Below are 26,621 nucleotides of genomic sequence, written 5' to 3' on the forward strand. Positions count from 1 at the left end.
ATTCTTAGTCAATTACTATAATTTAGTGCCGTTCATTAATTTCCGATAAAAATAGTTGGTTTTATACGCTAATCATAACAATCTTCAATTCCAATGTCAATACGAGTGAATAAGCCGCGATGCTGTCAACCCGCGTTATCAGCATCGGGCTTCCTTCAAACCAATATTCTTTCACTACGTTACAGAGAAGCTTAGGATGCATTCTTTCCAGATAAAATACGCGCTCCATATTTATCACGCAGACCCTTCTCGACCTCTTCCAAAGGAGCGGCTTGTGCAAGCGCAAGAGATCGGCGAATTTGCTGTCGGATCTGCTGCTTATCCGGAGAATTCTTCAACCGGACATCCTGTACATAAATGACAGCATAGCCATCGTTAACAGAGATCGGACCTGCAACATCCCCAGAGCTTAGCTCTCTCGCCGCCTTCATGATCGCCTCCGGTTGCAATGGATCATATTCATCCACCCATCCCAGCTGTCCACTGCTATCTTTGTCGAAAGGCTTACCTGCATGCTCTTGAATCAGCACATCGAAGCTCTCCCCCTGCTTAACCCGATCTAGCAACGCTTCTGCTTCCTCCGCATTATCTACATAAAGAGCTGCCAATTGGATCTGCTTACCGACGGCAAATTCCTCAGGATGCTGCTCCCAATACTCGTCAATCTCCGCTTCCTGAACCTGAATACCCTGCGTGGCTATTTTCTCCAAACCAATCCGGTATTCCGCTTCATTCCGCAAATCAACCGGACCTAAGCCAAACTGTCGCTGCATTTCATCAAAATAGGCATGATCTGAGTCATACCCTTTACTATCCTGCTCCAGCACCTGCTGTAGATCCTCTTGGGTGATCTTGATACCGAGACGCTTGGTTTCAGCCTGCACGGCTTTACGATTCAACATTTGCAACAGCGTATTGGTTCCATATCGCTTTTTCAGTTCCGCTACCCACTGTTCCTCCGATATGCCTTCCTGACCCATCTCCGCCACAGTATGATCGCCGTCATCCTTGCTTACATCACCCGGCTTTGACAGCCCCCGAAGCATGATAAGACCACCCAAGGCGGCGACGCTAACGGTCAGAATAATGACAGCTGTCCATAATCCTTTTTCCCGTGTAGTCATCGCTTGCACCGCCCATCCGGTTAGGCTTTGGCTTGATCTAACAGATTTTGCAATTCATCTTTATTAAACTGATAAGCCTCATTACAAAAGTGGCATACGACCTCAGCCTGTCCTTCTTCCTCAATTAACTGCTCTAATTCGCTTTCTCCCAAACTGATCAATGTTTTTTCCACGCGCTCACGTGAACACTCACATTGAAAATGAATATCCAATTCATCGAGAATCCGAACGTCCGGCAGCATCCAGCGCAGCATTTCATCAAGTTCCAACCCTTGATCCAGCAAAGCAGTAACGGGTGGAATGGAGCTGACTGCATTTTCGATCGCAGTAATCTCATCATCATTCAAGCCTGGAAGCAACTGAATAATAAATCCACCGGCCACAATAACCGAGTTATCCGTATCTACCAGCACACCCAAGCCCACTGCTGACGGGGTCTGTTCCGATTTGGCAAAATAATAGGTAAAGTCCTCACCCAGTTCACCGGAAATAATCGGAGTACTGCCGCGATACGGTTCTTTTAACCCCAAATCCTTGATGATATGAATGAAACCCTCTGTACCTACGGCACCCGCTACATCCAGTTTGCCCATACTATTGCTCGGCAAATGCACATGCGGTTCAGTAACATAACCTCGCACTTCCCCTACAGCATTGGCATCAACGACGATTTGCCCAATCGGTCCATCACCTTTAACTTGAATGGTCAATCGCTCTTTGCCTTTTAGCATAGAACCCATAATAGCACCTGCTGTGAGGGTTCGCCCCAAAGCAGCGGTTGCCGTAGGATGAGTATCATGCCTTCTCCGCAATTCCTCTACCAATTGAGTTGTCCGAACAGCAAAAGCTCTAACCCTTCCATCCATGGCTGTACCACGAATAAGTCGATCCTGCTTATTTTCCATATTGATATCCTCCCCTATTCTCCAGGACAGCTATGCTGCTTATTTTCGTTAGTATGGCTCATCATTGAAGCATAATTTCCTATTATATAAACAACCTGCATCGACAGATCACGCGAATTGTTCAAAAACGTAACATATTTCAGTATAGACGAAAAACGCCGCTAATCCAAACCGATAAGATCATCGGTTGGACTCAGCGGCAACTTATATCCACTTTTTTTATTCAGCGTTACGTTGGTAAATGATGCGTAATCCTTCGAGCGTCAACATCGGCAACACTTTCTGAATGCTCTCTGTCTCTGATGCGATTAGCTCTGCAAGACCTCCGGTAGCAATAACCGTAGGTTCCACCTGCATTTCTTCCTTAATGCGCCTCACAATGCCATCCACTTGCCCAGCATAACCGAAGATAATCCCAGCTTGCATGGCATGAACCGTATTACGACCAATAACCTTTTTGGGTTTCTCCAACTCGATGCGGGGCAGCTTGGAAGCCCGTTGATACAGTGCCTCCGTCGAAATCCCGATCCCCGGCACAATGACACCGCCCAAGTAGTTTCCCTTATCGTCAATACAATCAAACGTCGTCGCTGTTCCAAAGTCCACCACAACCAGCGGCCCGCCGAACCGTTCGACAGCCGCAACAGCGTTCACGATCCGATCCGCACCTACTTCACGAGGATTCTCATAACGCAGGTTAAGACCAGTCTTGATTCCCGGCCCGACGATTAACGGCGTTTTGCCTATGTATTTATCGCACATTTCTTCTAATACACGGACCAATGGCGGAACGACAGAGGAAATAATCACTCCCTGGATGTCATCCTTTAGTACGCCACCCATACTAAAAAGATTATGTATGAGTACGCCGTATTCATCTGCGGTTGCCTGCCTGGAGGTACTGATCCGGTAATGGTGCAACAGCTCCCGCCCTTCGTATATCCCCAGAACAATATTGGTATTACCTACATCCACTACAAGAATCAATGGGTGTCACCTATCTTTCTTTGCGTTAAGGTCAAGGCTGATATCCAGGTTATGAAAAGAGTATGTCAGCCTGCCTACAGAAATCACATCTACGCCACTCTCAGCCATCTCACGCACTGTATCCAGCGATACATTGCCCGAGGCTTCTGTTTTGACATGTGGTGCCCGTTCCCGAATGAACCGAACGGCTTCCTTCATATCTGGGGCAGACATGTTATCCAGCATAATGATATCCGCCCCAGCTTCCAGGGCTTCCTGAACTTGTTTCATGTTTTCCGTCTCTACTTCAATCGTCATCGTATGCGGTATATTAGCGCGCGCTCGACTCACAGCTTGTTCAATCCCACCTGCGCCCTTAATATGATTATCCTTAATCATAACAGCATCGTACAGGCCAAAACGATGATTCGAGCCACCGCCTACACGAACAGCATACTTCTCCAGCAGTCGATGTCCCGGTGTTGTTTTACGTGTATCCACCAAGCGAGTGGACAGACCATGCAATTGATCTATAAAAGCCCGAGTCCGCGTGGCAATACCAGACATCCGTTGGAGCAGATTTAACGCCAATCGCTCCCCGGTCAGGATTGCATGGGTACTCCCCGTTACTTCTGCCAAAACGCTCCCCTTTTCAATCCACTGTCCATCGACTACCAGCGGAGTGAACGACAAGGAAGGGTCCACTACCTGAAATACAAGGGCAGCCACGGGTAACCCCGCAACCACGCCGCTCTCCTTGGCATGAATGACAGCCTTGGATTGGCGGCCCTGCTCAATTGTCCAGCGCGTGGTCACATCGCCAGAGCCCGTATCTTCTCGCAGCCAGCTGCGAATTTGTGCCGTCAGTTCTTCCTGATATCCACTAAACTCTCCATAAAGCTCGCTGTTAGATGTCATGAACGTACTCCTCCGTTATCCCTTGCTCACGTCGCTGCTGAACATGCTTTCGCCAGACGCTATCATCTGACTCAGGGAAATCCTCGCGATAATGCGCTCCCCGGCTCTCCTCACGTAGCAGCGCACCATCTGTTACTAATAAAGCACAGGTGAGCAAATTGGCAAATTCGATCTCTTCCCGGCTAGCGATCACAGCCTCAAAAATAGGCATTAGCCCTTGCAACTCATCTAATGCTGCTTGCAGCCCTTCGCCGTGCCGACGAACTCCAGCATAACGAACCATTGCTTCTTGCAGCCTATGCCGCTGCTCCGCAACGGATGAAGCCGGGAACTCTGTACGGTTATCGCTATAAGATATCAACGTATGGCCGACCAGCGGTGGCAATGAATGCAGTCGCTCAATAATCCTGCTGGCGAATACAATAGCTTCAGATAACGAATTGCTCGCCAGACGATTAGCTCCGTGAACACCTGTAGAAGAGGTTTCCCCGCAGGCGAACAAACGCGCAATGGAGCTTTCCCCGTGTAAATTAGTCTGAACACCACCCATCATATAATGGGCAGCAGGCGCAATGGGGATCCAGTCTGTCGTCATATCCAAACCAAATGACAAACATGTCCGATAAATGGTTGGAAAACGTTGCTTCACCCGCTCAGGTGGCTCATGCGTAATATCCAGGTATACAAACGCAGCTTGGGTGCGTTCCATCTCATGAATGATAGCACGAGCTACGATATCTCTGGGTGCAAGCTCCTGCCGGGAATCATACTTGTCCATGAAGCGTTCTCCGTGAATATTGCGTAATACGGCTCCTTCTCCCCGTACAGCTTCGGAAATTAGAAACCTTGGAGCGCCCGGATGGCACAACGCCGTAGGGTGAAACTGTATGAATTCCATATCCCGTATAATCGCCCCAGCACGATATGCCATAGCGATACCATCCCCGGTTGCAATATCCGGGTTGGTCGTATAACGGTATAATTGCCCGCTACCTCCTGAGCACAAAATCGTTGCATTAGCAGTGATATACGACCTTTCCCCACCTGGCTTTTGGACGAGGGCTCCAATACACTCACCATGCTCCGTCAGCAGATCAATTACCATGCATTCTTCCCACACTTCGATACCGGGATGGGCAGCAACCTGGTCTGATAAGGCACGCACAATTTCATAACCGGTAGCATCTCCATTCGCATGCAAAATACGCCGGTGACTATGCGCTCCTTCCCGTGTCAACGCTAGTTCACCATCCACACGATCAAAAGCCGTTCCCATACGTATTAACTCTTGAATACCAACTGGACCTTCATGGACAAGCGTACTGACCGCCTCAGGTTCACACAGACCTGCTCCAGCAATCAGAGTATCTTCCATATGATAGGCTGGTGTATCCTCGTCCGATGTGACAGCAGCAATGCCGCCTTGAGCATAACGCGTGTTGCTTTCCATCAAAGTCTTCTTGGTAATCAGCAACACTTTCCGATTCTCCGCAGCCTTAATCGCCGTATATAAGCCCGCAATGCCTGAGCCGATAATTAATAAGTCGGCCTCCAATCGGGTCAAGTCCGCTACATCAAAATCAACTAGATATCTTGGAATCATGCCTTCACCTGATTTCACAGAAGAATAGCGCACACCATAGGTTCTACAGTATGCGCTCACGTATATGTTCAAAATGATAGAGAGTCGATTGCAGCGACTGTTGGCTTTTATACGCTAAGAAGACGACAGCCGTTTATTTAACAATAAATGTACACAACGTTCCGATGTCTGTCAAATCACGTTAGCAATAATCTTCCATTTAAAAAACTCCGGAAAACCAATAATACCTGGTTCCCCGGAGCTTACCTATACGCTTATTCAACTATCTATCGGATGATTAGGTTGTTGTCGGTGGAGTACCACCGGAGTTGCCCGAATTGTTATCATCCTCTGGCTTTTTCAGATTAGGGATATCATTCGGTTGATCCGTTGTATTCTTAGGCTCGTCATCCTTACCTTGAATACGTACACGGACGTCTCCAATGTTGTCGATCACAGGCTCACCATTTTCTGGTGTTCCTTCTCCCTCAGTTGTGCCACCATCCAAAGAACCTGTCTCGATCAAACGTTTGATTTGTTCAAGTTCCAGAGTTTCTTCTACCAGCAAGGTTTGAGCAATCAAATGAACCTCTTTGGAATACTTGGTCAGGAGTTCTCTAGCACGCTCATAAGACTCAGTGATGAAGCGATTCATCTCCTGGTCAATCTGATAAGCGATCTGATCACTGTAGTTCTGCTCATGACCGATATCGCGTCCAAGGAATACTTGGCCTTGTGAAGTACCGAACTGCATCGGACCAAGCTTCTCACTCATACCATATTCTACGATCATGCTGCGTGCAATGCTTGTCGCTTGCTGGAAGTCGCTATAGGCTCCCGTTCCGATCTCACCAATGAACAGTTCCTCGGATACGCGTCCACCCAACAATCCAGTGATTTTGTCCAGCAATTCCTGCTTGGTTGTCAGCATGCGGTCTTCCTTCGGAAGCATGATGACATATCCGCCTGCACGTCCACGTGGAATAATCGTTACCTTATGAACCATATCCGCATTTTCCAAGAAGAAACCAATAATCGTATGGCCTGCTTCATGATAAGCAACAATTCGTTTTTCGCGGTCACTGATTACGCGGCTGCGTTTTTCGGTACCTACGATAACACGGTCGATAGCTTCATCTACTTCTCGCATCGAAATATCTCTGCGGTTACGACGAGCCGCCAACAAGGCAGCTTCGTTCAACAGATTTTCCAGATCAGCGCCCGTAAAGCCTGTTGTACGTTTCGCAATTACGTCCAGTTTAACATCCTTCGTTAATGGCTTGTTGCGAGCATGTACATACAATACTGCTTCACGGCCTTTAACATCTGGACGGTCAACCGTAATTTGACGGTCAAAACGTCCTGGACGAAGCAACGCCGGGTCTAAGATATCCGGACGGTTTGTAGCCGCTACGATGATGATCCCTTCGTTTGCGCCGAATCCATCCATCTCTACGAGCAATTGGTTGAGCGTCTGCTCACGTTCATCATGTCCGCCACCCAATCCGGCGCCACGTTGACGTCCAACGGCATCAATCTCATCAATGAAAATGATACAAGGTGCGTTCTTCTTCGCGTTCTCGAACAAATCACGAACACGGGAAGCACCGACCCCGACGAACATTTCTACAAAATCAGAACCCGAGATGCTGAAAAACGGTACTCCGGCCTCGCCTGCAACAGCTCTCGCCAAGAGTGTTTTACCCGTACCTGGAGGGCCCACTAACAGAACACCTTTTGGAATACGAGCGCCCACAGCTGCAAACTTGCGTGGGTCCTTCAAGAATTCTACGACTTCGACAAGCTCTTGCTTCTCTTCGTCAGCCCCTGCCACGTCCTCGAACGTAACCTTCTTCTTCTCTTCGTTATACAGACGGGCTTTGCTCTTGCCGAAGTTCATAACTTTGCCGCCACCGCCCTGTGCCTGATTAAACAGGAAGAAGAACAACAGGAACATGATCACCAAAGGAATGATAGAAGTCAAAAACGTCAGCCAAATGCTTTCGCCTTCCATTTTCTTCTGCACGTATTCAAACCCGTTCGTTTCGCTGGCATTCACCAGTTCACTTAGTGCTTGATCCGTTGGTGGAACATATACGGAAAAATTGGTCGATTTAGCATTAGCCGGCTGCTTCTTATATGCACCGGTTACAAGATAGGCGTAACCGTCAAATTGGACCGTTACTTTAGAGATGTTATTAGCTTTAACCTCTTGCCGTAATTGGTCATATCTAGGGAGATCGGAGGCTTCGTTACTGTTGCTAACAAACTGAACGATACCCACCACAACTAAAAAAAGAATCAAATAAAAACCAGAATTCCGGATGAACCGATTCATCCCCTACCTCCTCTCGAGACACTTAAGTTATTTTACCATAGCCTGTAAGTCCTTCTCAACAAAGGGCCTTATTTAGTCCTAGGACTGGAGGCTGAGATTAGCTGGTGTAGATTTCCGGCTTTAAAATCCCTATGTATGGGAGGTTCCGGTAGTGCTCGGCATAGTCCAGACCATAGCCGACAACAAACGCATCTGGAAGCGTAAATCCAGTATAATCTGCTTCAAGATTAACTGTCCGGCGTGCAGGCTTGTCGAACAAGGTTACGACACATACCGAATTGGCATTACGGTTTTTAAGCAATTCAATCAAATGCGTCAGCGTCAGGCCGCTGTCGATAATATCTTCGACAATCAGAACGTCGCGTCCTTCTACAGATGCGTCCAAATCCTTAATGATTTTGATGATACCTGAGGATTTTGTGGATGCTCCGTAACTTGATACAGCCATGAAATCAAGCTCCAACGGCACTGTAATGGTTTTAACCAAATCAGCCATAAAGATAAACGCACCTTTCAGTACGCAAATCACCAATGGATTTTTACCTTCATATTTCACGCTGAGCTGTGCACCCAATTCCTTAATTTTACTCTGAATTTCTTCTTCGCTGATCAATATTTCCTGAATATCATTTTGCAACGGTGTAAACCTCCTAAGTTTATACTATGAAAGCCGTTCCTGCGCAATTACCGATGCCCCGGACTCTCTCGTCTTTGCCATGACATATATATAACCGAAGACGTGTGCTTTTGCACTGCGGCATGTACAGAACGTCGTACGCCCGGAATCCAGAGAATAGTTCCAGCGTGGTCGCAGACGATGGGAGTAACGGAACGCATTGAAGGAGGTATTTTTTCATCAATAAAAATATCTTTAACCTTTTTTCTTCCGTTTAATCCCATTACATACATGGTATCTCCAGGTAATCGCGAGCGTACAGTCAAAGGCAGACTCAATTGATCTGCGTCGAACCACGCTTCCTCCTTATTCGCCGGATGGTCCGCATCCGAATAGGAAGCCCTTCGCCACCGAAGTATACCACCTGCCTCAGGCAATTCTAGCTCACCGGAAAAAGGCAATACACTTAGTCCATAGCACCATTCGCCCATAACGACTTGCGTACGGTCAAACAAAACCGCCTGGTCATATTCGCGGACTCCAACCGCACCGCCTCCCAAGTCCAAACTCCATGTAGACGATGCCTCTTGGAGAAGTCTTAGTCGAACGGTCTCAATTTTACGAAAATCAAAATTTTCACTGTCCGAAGGCAGATAATTTAATATTAGTTTAATCAACCTCCGTTGTAAAGCAACGGATAGCTTACGGTATGAAGCGATGGGAAACATGTACCTGCCATTATCCAAGCGCACCATTTTCTCGTATGCCGACAGCGTGGATGCCTCCATAAAGTCATTTTCGTCAGCCATCGTTTCGGCCAGCCGGTTTAGGGACGGTGTCAGTCGCTCATTATATTGCCCCAAAAAAGGAAGCACATCCATGCGAATGGCGTTACGACGGTATTTGGATGATAAATTAGTGCTGTCTATCACATAGGAAAGATCATAAAAGTTACAAAACTCAATCAGGTCAGCCTTGTACATACGTAGCAGCGGGCGAATGAGTTGCACATTTTTTTCCCTGCGCGCCAAACGCATACCTGCCAAACCTGCTGGGCCGCTACCACGCAGCAAGTGCAAGAGAACCGTTTCGGCTTGATCGTCGCCGTGGTGAGCCATTGCAATATGCTGTGCTTCCCACTTTGTAGCCATATCATGTAAAAAGCTGTAGCGCAGCTCGCGGGCTGCTTCCTGTGGCCCCTTCCCGCTCTCCTTCATATAAGCGGGTACATCCACCCGAGTCATTTCAAATGGAAGTTCGAGCTTTTGGGCAATATTGCGTACCTCTTCAGCCTCCGCATCCGATTCCTCTGGTCTGAAGCCATGATGAACGTGAGCGCAGACGAGTTGTAAAGGCATATGTATAACGGATATTTCATGTAAAATGTGCAAAAGGGCCACCGAATCCGGCCCACCGGATACAGCAACCACAATGCGGTCTCCGGGGCTCCACAGTGAATGATCTCGCGCCAAGGCGAGCACTTCCTGCACAACACCGGTCGGTTTTGTTGTTCCCATTCACGACCCTCTTTTCTCCCGACCGTAAAAATGATGATCATCTGTTATCTTATGTAAGTCTGCTGCTACCTTAACGCAATCCAGAGCGCTCCGGCAAGCAGCAAAAGCGATACCGTGAAAGCATATCCCAGCCAGCGTGGGTTCCCTTTTTTGACCGACGATTGCCTGACATGTGCGGAAGCCAAACGTGACCAAGATCGGGCCGCTGCACGAGTATCGGAATATTCTCCACGCACTGCACCCAGCAGCCATTCGGCATAGGGGCGCAATACACGGCTACGGCGAATGATGACCGTCAATTCTGCCGTATTCCGCAGCTGTGGCAGCCTACTCGCAGCGGTCTTTAATGATTCGCTCTCCAATATATGAATCGTTAGAAGAGCGAAGGCAAACAGGTCATACTGGGAATCAGCATTTCGGCTGCCAGCATTCCAGAATCCCCTATCATACCACTCTGTGAATTGTTTAACACTCCGACCAGCAAGAGACACCCCACCGTAGTCAATTAATTCAGCCTCTCCATAGGCATTGACCAAAATATTCTGCGGCTTCAGGTCGCCAAACACCCATCCTGCCTGATGGAGATCCGCCAGACGATTCAGTATACCGGTTCCAGCCACACCATACCATTCCGGCCCTTTGGCTGCCACAAAACGATGAAGCGGATCACCCTTAACATATCGCATAACATAAAAGGGGATTTCTCCGCTGCGTAACACTACATCATCCACCTCAAACAAAAAGGAAGGATTTCCATTTCGCTGAAGGGCGGCCTGAGTCCCCTGAGACTGCAATGTGGTCAGCACATTAATCTCCGATTGCAGATCAAGCGTGTTCTTCCCCATTTTCAGAGCAAATTGCCGATCGGCCTGTGCTTCTTTTACCAAATATACAGTTCCGTTCGCTCCCCGGCCCAGCAAGCGCTGGATGACATAGCTGCTCCGCTTCCACTTGCCCTTGATGACCGTTCCGGGTGCAAGAACGGGATCAGACGACGTAGTCACCGAGCATCCCTTCTCCTTTGCCACAGGATTCTTCCAGATCTTTCTGTTCTCCTAGTGTAACATATCGGTAATAATCAATCACTTGTAAAATGGCAGGACCTGTCGGTGTTGCCCCTTTCATCCGCAAGCGTCCAAATATCGATTTGATCTGGTTAAGCTCAGAGGTCCAACCGATATCCATGACTGCGTCTTCTCCCATTTTGCCGCCCGGAAAATGAAATACAGATATACGGCTGGGTCCGCTTCTGGACTGTAAACTGAGCAGCAAATCGCGGATGCTGTCCTCTACAGCAGGCAGCTTGGGCTTCATGCTCGCACTTGCATCAATGAGCAAAGCAATCTCCAGGGTGCTTGTTTCTGTCAGTTCATCCATCACCTCAACCACTTGGGCTCGTTTGGCCGGAGGAAGTTCACCGATATGTTTGGCGCCACCCTCACCCAGAATGTGCGTTAACTCTCTATTAACCGCCTGCTGAATGGTTTGAATCACCGTCTTGCGCGTCATCATCTGCATGGTCTGCGCCAACTGTTTCGTCCCTACGATTTGGCTAAACCCTCCCCCTGCTTTAGCAATTTCTTGAATCTCCGCACTGCCAAGCTCGCCAATAGTTCCATAATCTATGACTCCGGCGACGTTCACTGTAATACCTTCCCGTAAAGCCTGGGCAGCCGCCATGACTGGACTAACACCTACATTCGAGCATCCGTCTGTAATGATCAAAATTTGCTTCATCGTTTTTTGACCTCCGCTTCCTCTTAATCTATCCCGATAGATTCTATCTTTGCCTAATCCGGAACGATTCAAACGAAGGATGCGGATTTTTAAAAATGGGTAAGGAATTTCCCGGGCAATGTCGGCTTAGCTCACCGTCCGTGGACGTTCCAACCACCTCATGCCAGGTACATGGAGAGTTGCCCACTCTGGGCGGAAGTGGTCGATTTTACTAACAACTACAGTCATATCATCATAGATTTGATTTTGCTGGTATCGAATAACCCGTTCTAGCAAACAGTCGGCCAACTGCTGAGGATCTTCGCTTTCAATTTCCTGAATCATGCGTTTCATCCATATTTCCTTATTAACCGCGTAACCCGGTGAGTCGTATATACCGTCTGTAATCATAATGAGAATATCGCCCGGCTGGAGCTGCAGTGATACCAAATCAATTTCAATATCCTGTATAATGCCAATCGGCAAGTTGCTGGCAGATACAGGGATGACCTCCTCCCCTCTTTTAATAAAGCTCGGCGTAGACCCAATCTTCATAAAAGTTGTCTGGGCCGTGTACTGATCAATCAGCGCCATATCGACCGTAGCATACATTTCTTCAGGTGATCGCAGCATCAGGACAGAGTTAACCGACTTGATCGCCAACTTTTCGTCCATACCCGATTGCAGTAATTCCTCCAAAATGTTAAGTGCTGCACTGCTTTCTTGCTGCGCGCGCTCTCCGTTCCCCATACCATCACTTAATGAGACTGCAAAAGTCCCGTTCCCTAGCTCCATCATGCTGTAGCTGTCTCCTGAGAAAAAATCGCCTCCTTTGGCGGCACTAGCTACCCCTGTAGCAATCTCATACGTTTTAGCGGAGCCGAACATGACTGTAGCCAAGCCTTGGCGGCGATCTGCCTCCGTTTCGCGCATCACAGCTATATGCTCGTCCAGAATGTCCGACAGAAGTGGAGCAATGATTTTCCGACATTCATCAAATCCCCTTGTATAGGCATGGACAATCTCAATTTCTACCTGACCTGCATCCAGATTAATAATCTCAATAGATTGGATGGACAAGCCCAGTCTATCAAGAGCCTCTCGTATTTGCTCCTCCTGCCGATGCATGGTCTGTCCTTCCCGCTGAATTTCTCGCGCTAAATCCTCCATAATTTGTGATACACCCGATAGCTGGTCAGCAACAAGCTGACGACTATCGTATACTTGGCGCTTCCACTGCATATTATGTTGGTAGAGGCTATACTGCTGCTTCATCACTTGCAGGACAGCGCCCGTTTTAGCACATGCCTTGCTCCATTGCGGGGGGATCTGCTCCGGCTCCAAATCGGGGTTATCCTCAATGGCGCTCATCATTTCCGTCATATACTGATGGGTTTGCATAAACTTGCCGTCCCAGCACTGCTCACACTTGAAGCAGGAGGCACATGTCCCTTCTGCCACCGCATTCATAAAGTGTTCGATTTCTCCGTCCGGTTTTGCGCCCTCACTCGCAGATATCTGGTGAAAGCTGCGGGATAGCTGACTGAATACACGGGAAAACTTCGTTACCCGCTCTGCGGTGAGATCGCGGACCCTTTTGGCATATTCATGCTGAGATTTGGCGTGGTCCTGCGTACCGGGAACATAGGTAGAAACCGCTTTAAGGAAACTTTTGGGGGTTATTAAGAATAATAGAATTGCCGCACAGCTCTCCCAAGTTGATGTCAAGACGTCTCCGGTCCCGTCCAAATAGATTGTCAGAATTGAGGAGCCTAGCAGCATCCCAAGCGCAACAGCACCCTTTTTCCCTTCACGCAGCATTCCTGCCAGCAAACCTGCAAAAGCGAGCAAACTCATCTGCACAATTGCAGACATATTGGCCAAGCTTAAAATTAAACCGGTAATTACACCGACCGATGCACCCAGCGAAGCACCTCCCACCAAAGCAAACACCAAGACCAAATATCGCGACAGTACATGATCGACAGACAATGAATGAACAGTCCAGCCTACTGCTCCCGTCATCACAGAGGCTAATAAAATAATAAGACATAAAATTTCCTCATTTTTGAGCTGGCTTGTCTTCTTGCGGTACGTAAACAACGGTATGGCCTGCGTGAACACCAGCGTAAGCATAAAGCTGAGAACCGCATCCGTTCCCACAATGATAAGCTCATACCATGTAAAAGTTGGAGCCATCACGGCGTTAAATAAATTGACCATAAACACCGACAAGAAAACCATAAGCGGGGCATAGGATAATTCCAGACGGTCGAAGGTTCGTAGTCCGCGATACAGGAGATAAAATACCAGTAGCTCGCCACCAATCATAAATAACGATGGGTAAGGAGCTAACAGGCTGCCTAACACAACGGATACAGCTACAGGCAGCATCAGATCACGCCGAAGAAACGTTATGACCGCAAAATAAGCGAGGGCAAACGGAGAAAGCTCGTCCAAAATAGTGGCGCGTCCCAGTAGAACTCCCATAGCTGACAATAGCAGCATCCATCTTTGCGCGGTTACCCATTGCACCACTTTATGTGAATCCAGCCGTTTCTTGAGTCTGGAAGACCACCCTTCCGTACGCTCTTTGGATTTGGACTTTCTAGATTTTAACCCCGGAAAATGTACCACGTTCCATTTCTCCATCATGCGTCAGGCACCCCATTCATCAATTTGATGTTCCTATCTTAAACCGGAACGACTGAGAAAGTTTGTCAGAACCCCACGTCTTATTCCAAGAAATTTCCGACAAAAAAACGTTCTGCGCGAAAGGACAGAGCATCACTCTGAACATCAAGCTACGCCCGTATGGAAGCCGATGGAAGAAACGTCCCGCTACTCCTTATATGACCTCTCGATGTCGTTCATCCTGATGTCCAATCTAGCGATTTGCACAGAAGATAGACGGAAAACCGTTGGAGTTTGTCGGACGATTATGTCCTCACGACAAAAAAAACATCCGCTTTCCAGCATCGAAGCTCTTTTCTTCTTCATCAAAATTGCGAATCTCATAAATGCCCGTACGACTAACCACTGGATTCAGCGCCAACAATCGCTGCTTATCGCATCTGTTGTCGGTAGAACGCAAAAAAACCGTAGCAGTCTCTCGACTGTACGGTTTTCCGTGTATGATTGATACGGTTGTCAAAGTGAATTAAACACGCTTCGCGCCGCGTCCTCCGCGTTTACCTTCGGTGTTCTTTTTCAGCGACGAAATGCGTTCCTCACTATCTTTCAGGAAGCGTGACATTTTATCCTCAAATGAAGGTTTACCCGGTGCAGGCTTGAAAGAACGGCCTCCACGATCGCGGTTGAAACCACCGCCACCACCACCGCGTCCTTGACTTGGACCTGAACCTCCACCGCCGAAACGGTCGCCTCCGCCTGGTCCTCCTGTACGCTCCGGTCTTGGAGCTCTTGGGGGACGGGCTTCACTTGCCGGCTTGTCAATCGTTTGCTTAATGGAAAGTCCGATTTTGCCATCTTTGTCAACATTAATGACTTTCACCGTCACAACATCATTAATCTTCAGGTGGTCGTTAACATCCTTAACATAGTTATCGGCGATTTCCGAGATGTGAACGAGACCCGTGACACCTCCAGACAAATCCACAAATGCTCCAAAATGCGTGATGCCTGTCACTTTGCCCTCTAACTTGGTGCCCACTTCAATTGCCATAGAATAAAATGATCCTCCCTTAAAATATACAACCGATTTTTTTGCAAAAAAATCCCGCTGTGGTGATTTGATTATACAAAATGGCGGAACCAAGGTCAACTAAGCATTGGCCCGATAATGTTCCTATTTCTGATCTCCGATGATTGGCGTCTCTTCCGGTTTGTAAAGACCGTACTTGCTTCTGGCAATCTCGCCAATGTACTCAGGGTCCTTCAGACGATTCACTTCGGTTTGAAGCTGTTGTTCCGTTTGTGTAGCAGCTTGCTTCTGCTTTTCCTTCTGGGTGAGCTGTTCACTTCGATCGGCCATAATCATGCCTTGAGAAAAAAAGGTAAAAATTGCCCAACTACCAAAGGCGGCAAGCGATAGCAACCAAATCATGATTCGCCTGCGCCCGCCCGCGTTGGACTTGGACGTAGAAGATGAATGGCGATCTACAGACGAATTACGCATGATACTACCTCCTTCCAAACCATCTTTTCGCTGTGTTTTTCAGTCTGATACCCAGCTTTACGAGCAACTCTGGAGTCTTCCAGCGCGCTTTAAGCGGACCGATCAGCCATAGGATCGGCTTCCAAACCGGCATCAGGATGTATATCAGCATCCTTCCCAGGAACACAATTAGTGCCCATGTCCATCCGACCAGCTTGCGTAACAGCCGATACAGCGCTAACACCGGAAGAACAATCAGGATGCGCAGTATGCTGTTCACGATCAACGTCAGTCTGCGAACTATCTCTAATAACATTACCACAAAACGTTGGGTTGTAACACTAAAGGCCCAAAAATAGAGCCAAACCCCCAAAAGTAGTCCTAAAAAGACATAAAACCGCAGCTCACCGCGATTACTCGCGTATAGCACACGGAAAATAAACAAAGCCGAGGCCACCCAGTACAGCACGTCCAACATATGAACGCTCCAGCGGGCAAAATGAAAGCGGATGGACAGCACCCGGTAGCTGTCAAACACCACTCCCATGGCTATGCCCGACAACAGCATCCACGTCAACGTCAGCCATTGCGTGTAAGGGTTCATTTGAAGATTTTGCCGAATAGGCTTTTTCCGTTTTTGGCCGGGGCCCCGGGCTCCAGGTAGACGAGGGAAGTAATCAAACCTTCAATGGACAACAGCCCCTCTTCTAGACTGAGGTTTTTGATATGTAAATGTTGTCCGCGAATGGTGAGATGGCCCAGCTCGGTCTGAAGCAAAAATTCTTCACTGTCAAAGCTCTCCACATTGCTGACGCCTGAAATATCGAGTTGCTTGCGGCTTTGCATGCGCAGATCATGGTGCTTGGACTTCCCTTGTTCAATCATGGCATGTACCCCTCCTTCTGTTCTTAGCTTATGAAGGGGGCCGTATGATTTAGAACCGCTTTTGCTGTTAATCAGCATATGATGGACGAAAACTCGTCATTAAAGAAAAAAAGCACTCCTTCATAAAATAATGAAGGAATGCTTTCATGTACAGTTATGAGAAAATCAGAGGTCTGCTTACCAGTTCAAACCATTGTCCCTGGCAATAGGCTCTTCCTTTACCAAAGTGTACATACTTGCAGCCTCGTCCTTGCGTGTAGTGTCGGCGAGCCGTTCCACTCGCACGGTCACCAGCTTCTGGCCAAACTGGACGGTAATTTCATCGCCTACTTTGACCGCACTGCTCGGCTTGGCTTCGCGTCCGTTCACCAGCACTCTCCCTTGTTCGGAGACGTCCTTGGCTACCGTACGCCGCTTAATCAGCCGCGAGACTTTCAAGAATTTATCAAGACGCATTAGTTAACGGCTTCTTTAAGCTTATTACCGGCTTTAAAAGCAGGAACGGTCGATTCTGGAATTTCAATCGTGTTACCGGTTTGTGGATTGCGGCCTGTACGGCTGGAACGCTTGCGTGTTTCGAAAGTACCAAAGCCGATCAGTTGCACTTTGTCACCGCTAGCAAGTGCATCTGTAATTTCACCAAGAACGCCATTCAATACAGCTTCAACGTCACGTTTGCTCAAACCGCTTTTGCTGGAAATATTGTTGATCAGATCTGTCTTGTTCATAAGATAAAAGCCTCCCAAATGTCAAAAAATAATCATCACGCTGCATGTCCATTCATGGAGCAGACGTGAGGTCCAACTGTGGCCGAAGCCCTCCTGAATGTCACTGTAACACGCTTAACTATAAGCTACAGTTATTTTCAGAATTACTACAAGTTATTCTGGCTTGTCCGTAAAAATCCTGCAATGACAGGCGTTTTTTTATTCGACCCCAGTTAAGCCAACATCCTACTACAAAACTCTGTCCATTGGCAAGTCTTCTCAAACGGAGCCTTCTTTCAACCCTGCATATGTCTCATTTTACTGGTCTGTGCAGCCAAAAGCGAATGTGTGGAATCACGCTTTGCCAAGGAGCTTTTTCGCTTCCTGCCAGTAAGTCTCCATTTCATCTACGCTGCTTTCTTCGGGACGACGCCCCTGCTCGCGTAATTTCTGCTCAATATACTGGAAACGGTCGACAAATTTGCGATTGGTGGCGGACAATGCCTCTTCTGGATCTACTCCCATGAACCGGGCTGCATTCACGGCAACAAATAACACATCGCCTAACTCCAGCAACTGGGCTTCCACGGCATGCCCTTCACGAACCGCTTCCTTCAACTCAGCCACTTCTTCGTCTAATTTATCAAATACGCCCTCAATGCTATCCCAGTTAAAGCCTACTTTAGCTGCTTTCTTCTGGAGCTTGTACGATTTCATAAGAGCAGGCAGATCACGTGGAACCCCATCCAGTACGGAAGGGTATGCTGCCGTCATGCCTTTAAGCCGTTTTTCCTCAGCCTTCATCTGCTCCCAGTTTTGCAGCGCCTCTTCCGCATCATTCGCTTGATTGTCACCAAATACATGTGGATGACGGAAAATAAGCTTATCATTCAGCCCCTGGATAACATCATACACATTAAAGGTTCCGACTTCCTCTTCCATTTGGGCATGCAGCAAAATTTGCAACAACAGATCGCCTAGTTCTTCCTTCATATGCTCAGGGTCGTCCTCATCTATCGTTTCGATGACTTCATACGTTTCTTCGATCAGATTTTTGCGAATCGACTGATGTGTCTGTTCACGATCCCATGGACAGCCCTCCGGGCTGCGTAAAATATCGACAATCTCGTGTAGACGGTCAAAAGAACGCCGTTTCAGTGCCTCATCTTCACTGCGAGGTATGTATACCAAGGATAGGTTCCCGTAGCCCTCTACTCGATCCAGCTCGTACAGCGGCACCTTGTGCACCGCTTCCTCACCTTCCACCCCAAGAGCGTGACCGACATACACCTCATAATCGTCAGGATATCGCTCCATCAGGCACAGCTTCACATCAGATGCCGTGAAGGTGTCATACACCTGTCCGATCAGCGTATGCAGCTGAGGCTGGAGCCAGCTGGCATCCAGTGTACCTGCGTCCAACAGCTGGAAACCCTCAATCGGATCAAAACCAAGACGCACAAAAGCTTCATCCAGGAAACTTTCGCCGCCCAGAATGTTCAGTTCAATCCCTTGCGCAGGACAACGCTCCTTAAGCAACTGCACCGCTGCTTCTGCCACCATCGGGTGACCGGGAACCGCATAGACGATTTCGCTTCCGTCTGCCGCCTTAGCAGCCGTCGTAATTAATTGGCTGGTAATTTCCTCGTATACCTCTGGAAAGGACTCCTTTGTCTCATATACCTTGTCAAACGACTCAAAAGCCACTTCAAACTCATTCAGCACTTGAACGGCAGGATGCTCCTTGGTCCGCAGATACAGCGCTGAAGCGCCCCGCATTTTGTTCAATATCCCTATCGTAAGCTGATCCGGGTCTCCCGAGCCCAAACCTACGACCGTTAATGTTACGCTCATATTCAATCCTCCGTTTCGCAGAAACAAGGTTCATGCTCGAAAAAATACACGGCCTAACCCGCTTCCGCTTCCTTTGCTTTGGCATTTACTATACCACAAAGTTGTATAGGCTCATAAAATGGCTGTGCCGCTTTCGTGCCCTAAGCCCTATGCCTGGGCTACGTCAGTACACGCAGCCTGCGCAGCACGGCTGCCAGCGGGCGTCCGAGCTTGGGCACCGCCACAAGCTCGGCTTCCGTGATCAGCCTCAAGCGTGCGAGGCCGATCACGAACACTACGGCGCCTGCGGCTACGCCCAGCAGGCTCTCCGCGGCTGCCGTGGCACGACCTCCGGCAGCCCACCCCAAGGCACCCAGCACAGCGCCAGTGCCCCACATCGCCGCCCCGGCCGCACCAGCCAGGGCGATAAGCAGTGCCGCCGGCTTGAGCACGCTGGCGGACCAGCTCCCACGCAGGCCCACGAGACGGGCCAGCAGCACGATGTTGATCACCGCCGCCAGCAGATAGGCGACAGCCCCCGCAATGGCGGCTCCAGCCGTGCCTAGCTGCGGCACGAGCAGCCAGTTTAGCAGCGCCTTGGCTATTGCAGCCGCGAGCATCGCCAGAGCCGGCGCGCGAACCGCGCCAAGCCCTTGCAGCAGCGCAGCCGAGATGATGCTGAGCGTGCCGCCTACGGCGGTTAGCGCCATCCAGCGCATAACCCCGCTGCCGGTGTCGTCCGCATACAGCATCACATTGACGGGCACAGCCAGCACGATCAAGCCTGTCGCAGCGGCTAGTCCCAGCAACCAAAACCAGCGCAGCGATTGCTCGCACTGGCGACGTGCCAGCTCCGTACCGCCGGTTATCCGGGCCTCAGCCAGCGATGGAATGAATAATGCCGACAGGGTGGTGGCAAACATCATGACTAGCTGTACCAGCGGCAGACCTCGGTTATACACGCCAAAGGCCACCATAACCGCAGTATCGTCCAAACCCTCCTGCTTTAACAATCGAGGTACGGTAAATGTGTCTACCAGACTAATTAACGGAACGGCTAGCGCTCCAAGGCAAACAGGCAAGGCATAACGCAGCAGCGCCTTTAGCAAGGCACCGTTGCTTTCCGCTGGGTGTAGCTCTCCAGTTTGTGCTTGCACTGTCGCCATGACCGTCCCTTGCCTTCTAGGCCTCTTCCTGTGATTTCGCCAATATAGCAACATGACGACCAAGCCCGCTGCTCCGCCTGCTGCTGAACCAAACACTGCTCCGGCGGCAATCATATCCGCCCCCGCTCCTTGTGACAGCATGAACAGCAACAGCATAATCATCACGCTTACCCGTATCGCCTGCTCCGTCACTTGGGAGATAGCAGTCGGAAGCATATTTTGCAAACCTTGGAAATATCCTCTCAATCCCGCCATAACCGGCACGAACAAAAAGGCAAACGCCGCCGCCCTCACCGACGGAATGACGTGAGCATTGTCGATCCATTGACCAATGAGCGGCGCACACGTATACATCAGCACGCCCAGGATCAATCCAAAGACACCCAAGACAAGCGAAGATAGCCGAGCAACACGTTGCCCCGCTGCCCGGTTTCCCACTGCCTCAAACTCAGCTACAAATTTGGATATTGCAGCCGGAAATCCAGCAGCTGCAATGGTAATGAATAGCGTATAAAAAGGATAAACCGTATTATAAATGCCAAACACGCCGTCGCCGCCGATATTCTGCAGCGGGATTTTTTGCACTGTGCCGATCAGCTTGCTCGCTACTGCTGCCAGTGTCAAAATGACAGCACCCCGTAGCAGCCGCGAAGCGGCGCGATTTTCCTGCATTCTCCGTCTTCACTCCCACCTGAAATATGCATCTTTCACGAGTCCTATTATACCGCCTCTTCTCCCGGAAAGAAAAAAAACCCTGTACAACGTAGGACGGCTTTCGCCATTCTGTACGTCATACAGGGGTGAAACGGGATGTTACTGTTCCATTTGTTTGCCCAGGAAGCCAGCGGCTGTTTCAGCCATTTTGACTTCCATTTCGGACATTTTTACATTTTCGTCCTTGTTCAACAATACAACGGAACCAATGGGATCACCACCGGAAACAATGGGAGCCGCCACAAAGGACGAGAGTGTTTCTTCGTGGTCTCGCGTTAGCTCATAAGAGCCGCTGGCTGTCTCCAGCACAGTTTTGCGATTATCCATACTACCTTCGATAATGCTACCGATTGGCTTGTCCAGAAAATCTTTTTTGGAGCCTCCAGCCACCGTAATAATGGTGTCCCGATCGGTAATCATTGTAATATGGCCCGTGCTTTCAAACAGGGACTCAGCATATTCTTTGGCGAAATCACCAAGTTCACCAATAGGTGAATACTTTTTCAAAATGACTTCTCCGTCACGATCCACAAAAATCTCAAGCGGATCTCCTTCACGAATTCTCAAGGTGCGGCGAATTTCCTTTGGAATAACTACCCGCCCAAGGTCATCAATACGGCGAACTATACCAGTAGCTTTCATTTCACATGTTGCCCCACTTTCTCAAGAAGAATTTAGTAAACTACTGACGGTATCGAAAGACGCTTCCACTCCCCCAGAAGCGGTCACGAAGAACGTCACGGTCATGGTGTTTATGGTGATATCTGACCATAGTATTCATCTGTTCCCAATTCCTTATGCATGTTCAGTTATTTACCTTCGTTTGTAGCTCCATCTTTGGCTGTTCCTGCCTTGGCATCGCCCGTACCGTTTGTTGTTGCGCCCGGTGTAGTTGTGCTACCGGCACCGGAAGTTGCACCGCTTTTCTCTTGCGTAGCTGGTACCTTCGGCAGATTGATTTTCAAATCAAGTTTTGCCAAATCATTTTCGGTAAAGTTTTGGATACTTTCCCCGGCCAATTTATTTTTCAGGGCTGCCTTTTCGTTGTCTTTCAATTTATCAAACGTTGGCTCATTGCGGGACTCCACTTTGATCACGTGATATCCGTATTCCGTTTCCACCGGCTCACCAATTTTGTTGATCGGTTGAGTCTCAGCGGCCTCTTTAAAAGCAGGTACCCATTGCGCTACGGATGCATTCTCATACAGACCTCCGTTAGACGCAGAACCTGGGTCTTCTGAATATTTCTTAGCAATCGTCGCAAAATCCGCTCCTCCATCCAGCTTCGCCTTCACTTCTTTGGCCAGCTTGAGGGTATCCTCTTTTTTGCGCTGTTTCTTCGTTTTAGGATCTTCGAAGTTAATCAATACATGGCGCACAGTTGCTGTCGTGAATTGATCTTTATTTTTCTCAAATTCCTGTTTTAGCTGATCATCTGTTACTTTGTTGGTTTCGCTGTTGATTACCGTCATTACACGCGTGAAGTAATCTTTCACACCTTGTTCGGTCAGTTTTTTATCACTCAGAAATGTCTTGAACTTATCTTCTCCGACTGACTTTTTATACTGCTCCAGCTGTTCGTTCCCTTGTTTGGCACCCTGCTCCTTGGCTTTGTCGTCCGCTTTGGCCGCCAGAAGCTTGTACACCACTTCCTGCTTTACAATTTGCTCCCGTACCTGATCCGAAGCTAACGCAGCCTCATATTCCGGGTAAAGGAATTTCATCATGCTGATTTCTTGGTTGAACTCATTTTCGGTAATGGTTCCACCCTTATAGGTCACGACAACCTTGCTGTTGTCCTTCGGTTCATCCTTGACCTTGTTCTCATCCGCTTGCTTCGTACATGCTGCCAGCACGGATATAGCTAGCAGCGCTGCCATTCCCAAGGAGAGCATTCTCCAAGGTTTTCTTTTATTTAGTTGTGGCATTTTGCAGTTCCTCCTTCAATGTGAATGCTTCTTTCAATGCACTCAAAAATTGTTCCAGCAGTTCTAGCAACTGTGGATCATTTAGACCTTTGCCCTTTATGCGTGCGCTCATAGAAGTGCCCTGTTCAAATTGTACACGTCTTTCAAAGCGATTGCCAATCTCGGCAAGTCTGGCGGTCTGTACAGCCTGCTGGCGCCCTTCATGGAATTTCAGCACTATATTGTCATCCCGTTGCACCATGGACTCGATGCCATACATGCGTCCATATACCTTAAGGCGAGCCACGGCTAGCAAATGACGCACAGCCTCTGGCAGATCACCAAATCGGTCGACCAGTTCATCCTCCAGTTCGGAAGCCTCGTCAAAGGTGCTGACCGCTGCAACCTTTTTATAAATCTCAATCTTCTGGATGCTGTCATAAATATAGTCTCCTGGCAAGTAAGCATCGACGCCTAAATCAATCGACGTACTCCAATTCCGATTGGACTGATCCTCTTCTCCAAGTACGCTGACTTTACGTTTATTAATTTCCTCAGCCAGCATCTGCGAGTAAAGATCAAAACCGACGGATGCGATGAATCCATGCTGCTCAGCGCCAAGCAAGTTACCCGCTCCACGGATGGACAAATCACGCATTGCAATCTTGAACCCGGAGCCGAGCTCCGTAAATTCTTTAATCGACTGAAGGCGCTTCTCCGCCACTTCCGTGAGCACCTTATCCCGCTGGTACGTGAAATAAGCATAGGCAATCCGATTGGAACGACCTACACGCCCACGCAGCTGATAAAGCTGAGATAGCCCCATTTTATCGGCATCATGCACAATGAGTGTATTCACATTTGGAATATCCACGCCGGTTTCGATAATGCTGGTGCTGACCAACACATCGTATTCGCCATCCAGGAAATCCAAAATCGTTTTCTCCAGTTCGGTTTCGGACATCTGTCCGTGACCCACGCCCACCTTGGCCTCCGGTACGAGCGCATTGATCTCTGCAGCCATCTCCTGAATACCCTGCACGCGATTATACAGGTAGTACACCTGTCCACCGCGTGCCATCTCGCGTTCAATGGCCTCACGAACTAGAGTTTGGCTGTGCTCAACCACATAGGTTTGCACTGGAAAACGGTTTTCCGGTGGCGTCTCAATGACTGACAGGTCACGTACACCCAGCATGGACATATGCAACGTACGCGGAATAGGTGTTGCCGTTAACGTCAGCACATCTACGTTCGTTTTCAGCTTCTTCAGCTTTTCCTTGTGAGTTACGCCAAATCGCTGTTCTTCATCGACAATCAGCATTCCGAGGTCCTTAAACACCAGATCCTGCGACAACAGACGATGGGTACCAATGACAATATCGACTGTGCCTTGCCGGACCCCTTTAATCGTCTCATTCTGCTCTTTGCGCGAGCGGAAACGGCTCAATACCTGAATATTGAACGGATACCCTGAAAAACGTTCACGGAATGTCTCATAGTGTTGTTGTGCCAAAATCGTCGTCGGTACCAGCACCGCTACTTGTTTGCCTTCAATAGCAGACTTAAAAGCAGCACGAATGGCAACTTCAGTTTTGCCGTAACCTACATCACCGCATAGCAAACGATCCATCGGGCGGCTCTGCTCCATATCCTTCTTAATCTCTTCAATGGCCCGAATCTGGTCACGTGTCTCATCATACGGGAACATATCCTCAAACTCTTGTTGCTCCGGTGAATCCTTTTCAAAAGCAAACCCTGGTGCCGACTGTCGTTCTGCATATAGCTTGATCAAGTCATCCGCAATATCCTGAACCGAGCTGCGCACCTTACTTTTAACCCGTGTCCACTCATTGCCACCCAGTTTATAAATCTTGGGTTCCTTGTCCTCTGAGCCGACATATTTCTGAATCAAATCAATTTGTTCAATCGGCACTGACAGCTTATCTCCACCCGCGTAGAGGACATGCATGTAATCCTTATGGATACCGCCAACCTCCAGCGTGCCGATCCCCATGTACTTCCCGATCCCGTGATTTTGGTGTACGACGTAGTCGCCCACCTTCAGCTCGCTATAGCTCTTAATCCGTTCTGCATTGTCCACATGCCGGCCCTGCTTACGAGCTTTCCGCTGCTTCTGGGAAAACATCTCACCCTCGGTAATGACCGCCAGATGAATAGATGGCATTTCAAAACCGCTTTGCAGATTGCCGATAGCCATCGTCGGTTCATCAATACCGTAATCTTCAAGCACTCGGCGCATCCGGTCCAGACGTTCATCTCCACTTGCCAGCATCATAACCTGTGTGCCGGCTTTGCGCCAACGATCCATCTCCGCCTTGAGCACATTCATTTGGCCATGGAAATCCTGCATGCCTCGGCAGATGAAATTCAAAATATTTTGTGGCTGGGTATGAGGAACCTGACGAAGAAAAATCGACAGGAACAACGTCTGAAATCTCCGGTTGTACAGCAGATTGTCCGCGTCATCTGACAGTTCTAGCTGCGGTAACGTTTTACCGTTTTGAAGCAAATGCAGATTCCATTCTGACTCATCCCGTTCCAGTTGCTTGGCTGTTTCCAGCATACGTGCCGGTTCATCAATAATCAGAATCGTATCTTCCGGCATATAGTCTGCTAGGGTTTTACGTTCAGGATACAGCAGGGAGATATATTTATAGATTTCGTCAAAATACACATGCTCTCGCAGCAACTCAATTTCACGATGGATCTCTTCTTTCAGGTGCTGCTTAGCTTGACGATCCGTCATTTTGCCCAGCTGCTCCTCCAACAAAATAGCAGCGGCATCCGCCGCCTGATCCATACGCTGGTTATTCGCAATAACTTCCTTACACGGTGTTACGGTAACGTCCTGAACCTTTTCCACCGAACGCTGATCTTGCGGATCAAACTTACGGATCGAATCGATTTCATCGTCAAACAGCTCCACACGATAACCCCAACGGGTTGTCATTGGATAAAAATCAATAATTCCTCCGCGTACGCTCATCTCTCCACGTGATTCCACACGCTCTACACGCTGGTAGCCCATCTCGACCATATGTAGCAAAAACGCTTCCAGCTGAATCGTTTCGCCTTCTTTCAGCTCAATACGAGCCTCACGCCATGTTTCCGGGATTGGCAGTAAACGTCGGACACCAGAAAACGGCACGACAACAATCCCACGAAAACCCTGGGCGCAGCGTATCAATACATCAATTCGTTGGGACAATGTCTCTGGACTGGATATTGCAGCTTCAGCAGCTACCAGCTCATTAGCAGGATACAATAAAACCTGATCAGGAGAAAGCGCTTCCTGTAAGTCATCTGCTATTTTTTGAGCGGCAAACATATTGTGCGTCATGACCATTAACGGTCGTCCGGTATCTTCGGCAAGCGCGGCCATCAGTACCTGTCGGGAAGAGCCTGATAAACCTGATATCAGTTGTTCCTTCATCCCTGATGAAATACCTGCTGCAATGGATGCATAATCAGCATCCTTCGTAAAAGCCTGAATAAGTGCTTGTAACAAAAAAGGCACCCCTTTATGCTTATAAATAGTTACATGTAAACCGAAAAAGAAGCCTCAGCAATGCTGCCAAGGCTCCAT

22 protein-coding genes are annotated in these 26,621 nt (G+C 48.7%); all 22 read right to left on the reverse strand.

Features of this window, described 5'->3' with window-relative positions; translation table 11 throughout:
• Positions 1-191 precede the first annotated feature (191 nt).
• The gene (locus ACUYLD_RS23505) at positions 192-1,124 is read right to left on the reverse strand and encodes a peptidyl-prolyl cis-trans isomerase (RefSeq protein WP_235306852.1); all 933 of its coding nucleotides are present in this window, start codon (positions 1,122-1,124) and stop codon (positions 192-194) included.
• 20 nt (positions 1,125-1,144) lie between these two features.
• Complete coding sequence (gene hslO / locus ACUYLD_RS23510; RefSeq protein ID WP_061831243.1) at positions 1,145-2,029, reverse strand: Hsp33 family molecular chaperone HslO; 885 nt, start codon at positions 2,027-2,029, stop codon at positions 1,145-1,147.
• Positions 2,030-2,248: 219 nt separating this feature from the next.
• Positions 2,249-3,016 carry a type III pantothenate kinase gene (locus ACUYLD_RS23515; protein WP_013368697.1) on the reverse strand — a complete coding sequence of 256 codons (768 nt, stop codon included), beginning with the start codon at positions 3,014-3,016 and terminating at the stop codon, positions 2,249-2,251.
• A gap of 6 nt (positions 3,017-3,022) precedes the next feature.
• Entirely contained in the window at positions 3,023-3,913 is an 891-nt protein-coding gene (gene nadC / locus ACUYLD_RS23520; protein ID WP_446676114.1) for a carboxylating nicotinate-nucleotide diphosphorylase, read from the reverse strand.
• Positions 3,903-5,516, reverse strand: coding sequence for an L-aspartate oxidase (gene nadB, locus ACUYLD_RS23525; protein ID WP_446676115.1), 1,614 nt, complete (start codon positions 5,514-5,516; stop codon positions 3,903-3,905). The genes nadC and nadB overlap by 11 nt, the downstream gene beginning before the upstream one ends.
• A 277-nt stretch (positions 5,517-5,793) precedes the next feature.
• Entirely contained in the window at positions 5,794-7,833 is a 2,040-nt protein-coding gene (gene ftsH, locus ACUYLD_RS23530; protein WP_069290759.1) for an ATP-dependent zinc metalloprotease FtsH, read from the reverse strand.
• A gap of 97 nt (positions 7,834-7,930) precedes the next feature.
• The gene (gene hpt / locus ACUYLD_RS23535; protein ID WP_025721686.1) at positions 7,931-8,470 is read right to left on the reverse strand and encodes a hypoxanthine phosphoribosyltransferase; all 540 of its coding nucleotides are present in this window, start codon (positions 8,468-8,470) and stop codon (positions 7,931-7,933) included.
• Positions 8,471-8,517: 47 nt separating this feature from the next.
• The gene (gene tilS / locus ACUYLD_RS23540; RefSeq protein ID WP_254351760.1) at positions 8,518-9,966 is read right to left on the reverse strand and encodes a tRNA lysidine(34) synthetase TilS; all 1,449 of its coding nucleotides are present in this window, start codon (positions 9,964-9,966) and stop codon (positions 8,518-8,520) included.
• Between the two features lie 65 nt (positions 9,967-10,031).
• A complete protein-coding gene (locus ACUYLD_RS23545; RefSeq protein WP_061831248.1) occupies positions 10,032-10,970 on the reverse strand; it encodes a protein kinase domain-containing protein in 939 nt (312 codons plus the stop codon).
• Complete coding sequence (locus ACUYLD_RS23550; RefSeq protein WP_446676116.1) at positions 10,954-11,703, reverse strand: hypothetical protein; 750 nt, start codon at positions 11,701-11,703, stop codon at positions 10,954-10,956. Before ACUYLD_RS23550 ends, ACUYLD_RS23545 begins: the two co-directional genes overlap by 17 nt.
• A 126-nt stretch (positions 11,704-11,829) precedes the next feature.
• Positions 11,830-14,337 carry a stage II sporulation protein E gene (gene spoIIE / locus ACUYLD_RS23555; protein ID WP_446676117.1) on the reverse strand — a complete coding sequence of 836 codons (2,508 nt, stop codon included), beginning with the start codon at positions 14,335-14,337 and terminating at the stop codon, positions 11,830-11,832.
• Between the two features lie 505 nt (positions 14,338-14,842).
• Complete coding sequence (locus tag ACUYLD_RS23560) at positions 14,843-15,367, reverse strand: S1 domain-containing RNA-binding protein (protein WP_014279051.1); 525 nt, start codon at positions 15,365-15,367, stop codon at positions 14,843-14,845.
• 123 nt (positions 15,368-15,490) lie between these two features.
• Positions 15,491-15,820, reverse strand: coding sequence for an FtsB family cell division protein (locus tag ACUYLD_RS23565; RefSeq protein WP_013308137.1), 330 nt, complete (start codon positions 15,818-15,820; stop codon positions 15,491-15,493).
• Positions 15,821-15,824: 4 nt separating this feature from the next.
• A complete protein-coding gene (gene yabQ, locus ACUYLD_RS23570) occupies positions 15,825-16,403 on the reverse strand; it encodes a spore cortex biosynthesis protein YabQ (protein ID WP_013308136.1) in 579 nt (192 codons plus the stop codon).
• Complete coding sequence (yabP, locus tag ACUYLD_RS23575; protein ID WP_025721693.1) at positions 16,400-16,684, reverse strand: sporulation protein YabP; 285 nt, start codon at positions 16,682-16,684, stop codon at positions 16,400-16,402. Before yabP ends, yabQ begins: the two co-directional genes overlap by 4 nt.
• A gap of 177 nt (positions 16,685-16,861) precedes the next feature.
• A complete protein-coding gene (locus ACUYLD_RS23580; RefSeq protein WP_016818913.1) occupies positions 16,862-17,140 on the reverse strand; it encodes an RNA-binding S4 domain-containing protein in 279 nt (92 codons plus the stop codon).
• Entirely contained in the window at positions 17,140-17,412 is a 273-nt protein-coding gene (locus ACUYLD_RS23585; protein WP_007428028.1) for an HU family DNA-binding protein, read from the reverse strand. Before ACUYLD_RS23585 ends, ACUYLD_RS23580 begins: the two co-directional genes overlap by 1 nt.
• Before the next feature lie 333 nt (positions 17,413-17,745).
• Positions 17,746-19,245, reverse strand: coding sequence for a nucleoside triphosphate pyrophosphohydrolase (gene mazG, locus ACUYLD_RS23590; RefSeq protein ID WP_446676118.1), 1,500 nt, complete (start codon positions 19,243-19,245; stop codon positions 17,746-17,748).
• Positions 19,246-19,403: 158 nt separating this feature from the next.
• Positions 19,404-21,062, reverse strand: a complete 1,659-nt coding sequence (locus tag ACUYLD_RS23595) for a putative polysaccharide biosynthesis protein (RefSeq protein ID WP_446676119.1) — start codon at positions 21,060-21,062, stop codon at positions 19,404-19,406.
• A gap of 141 nt (positions 21,063-21,203) precedes the next feature.
• The gene (gene spoVT / locus ACUYLD_RS23600; RefSeq protein WP_061831843.1) at positions 21,204-21,746 is read right to left on the reverse strand and encodes a stage V sporulation protein T; all 543 of its coding nucleotides are present in this window, start codon (positions 21,744-21,746) and stop codon (positions 21,204-21,206) included.
• 167 nt (positions 21,747-21,913) lie between these two features.
• Positions 21,914-23,032 carry a peptidylprolyl isomerase gene (locus ACUYLD_RS23605; protein ID WP_069290755.1) on the reverse strand — a complete coding sequence of 373 codons (1,119 nt, stop codon included), beginning with the start codon at positions 23,030-23,032 and terminating at the stop codon, positions 21,914-21,916.
• Positions 23,016-26,543: a transcription-repair coupling factor gene (gene mfd / locus ACUYLD_RS23610; protein ID WP_446676120.1), complete on the reverse strand. Its 3,528-nt coding sequence runs from the start codon at positions 26,541-26,543 to the stop codon at positions 23,016-23,018. Before mfd ends, ACUYLD_RS23605 begins: the two co-directional genes overlap by 17 nt.
• Between the last annotated feature and the right edge of the window lie 78 nt (positions 26,544-26,621).

Source organism: Paenibacillus sp. SER-28, from assembly GCF_052906305.1.

Bases quoted from the DNA above. Each gene is read 5' to 3' on its own strand.
- ACUYLD_RS23560 (WP_014279051.1), bottom strand. From the start codon at position 15,367: ATGGCAATTGAAGTGGGCACCAAGTTAGAGGGCAAAGTGACAGGCATC.
- yabQ (WP_013308136.1), bottom strand. From the start codon at position 16,403: ATGAACCCTTACACGCAATGGCTGACGTTGACGTGGATGCTGTTGTCG.
- spoIIE (WP_446676117.1), bottom strand. From the start codon at position 14,337: ATGATGGAGAAATGGAACGTGGTACATTTTCCGGGGTTAAAATCTAGA.
- nadB (WP_446676115.1), bottom strand. From the start codon at position 5,516: ATGATTCCAAGATATCTAGTTGATTTTGATGTAGCGGACTTGACCCGA.
- ACUYLD_RS23565 (WP_013308137.1), bottom strand. From the start codon at position 15,820: ATGCGTAATTCGTCTGTAGATCGCCATTCATCTTCTACGTCCAAGTCC.
- yabP (WP_025721693.1), bottom strand. From the start codon at position 16,684: ATGATTGAACAAGGGAAGTCCAAGCACCATGATCTGCGCATGCAAAGC.
- ACUYLD_RS23550 (WP_446676116.1), bottom strand. From the start codon at position 11,703: ATGAAGCAAATTTTGATCATTACAGACGGATGCTCGAATGTAGGTGTT.
- mazG (WP_446676118.1), bottom strand. From the start codon at position 19,245: ATGAGCGTAACATTAACGGTCGTAGGTTTGGGCTCGGGAGACCCGGAT.
- ACUYLD_RS23580 (WP_016818913.1), bottom strand. From the start codon at position 17,140: ATGCGTCTTGATAAATTCTTGAAAGTCTCGCGGCTGATTAAGCGGCGT.
- hslO (WP_061831243.1), bottom strand. From the start codon at position 2,029: ATGGAAAATAAGCAGGATCGACTTATTCGTGGTACAGCCATGGATGGA.
- ftsH (WP_069290759.1), bottom strand. From the start codon at position 7,833: ATGAATCGGTTCATCCGGAATTCTGGTTTTTATTTGATTCTTTTTTTA.
- ACUYLD_RS23505 (WP_235306852.1), bottom strand. From the start codon at position 1,124: ATGACTACACGGGAAAAAGGATTATGGACAGCTGTCATTATTCTGACC.
- ACUYLD_RS23585 (WP_007428028.1), bottom strand. From the start codon at position 17,412: ATGAACAAGACAGATCTGATCAACAATATTTCCAGCAAAAGCGGTTTG.
- tilS (WP_254351760.1), bottom strand. From the start codon at position 9,966: ATGGGAACAACAAAACCGACCGGTGTTGTGCAGGAAGTGCTCGCCTTG.
- ACUYLD_RS23595 (WP_446676119.1), bottom strand. From the start codon at position 21,062: ATGCAGGAAAATCGCGCCGCTTCGCGGCTGCTACGGGGTGCTGTCATT.
- spoVT (WP_061831843.1), bottom strand. From the start codon at position 21,746: ATGAAAGCTACTGGTATAGTTCGCCGTATTGATGACCTTGGGCGGGTA.
- ACUYLD_RS23605 (WP_069290755.1), bottom strand. From the start codon at position 23,032: ATGCCACAACTAAATAAAAGAAAACCTTGGAGAATGCTCTCCTTGGGA.
- nadC (WP_446676114.1), bottom strand. From the start codon at position 3,913: ATGACATCTAACAGCGAGCTTTATGGAGAGTTTAGTGGATATCAGGAA.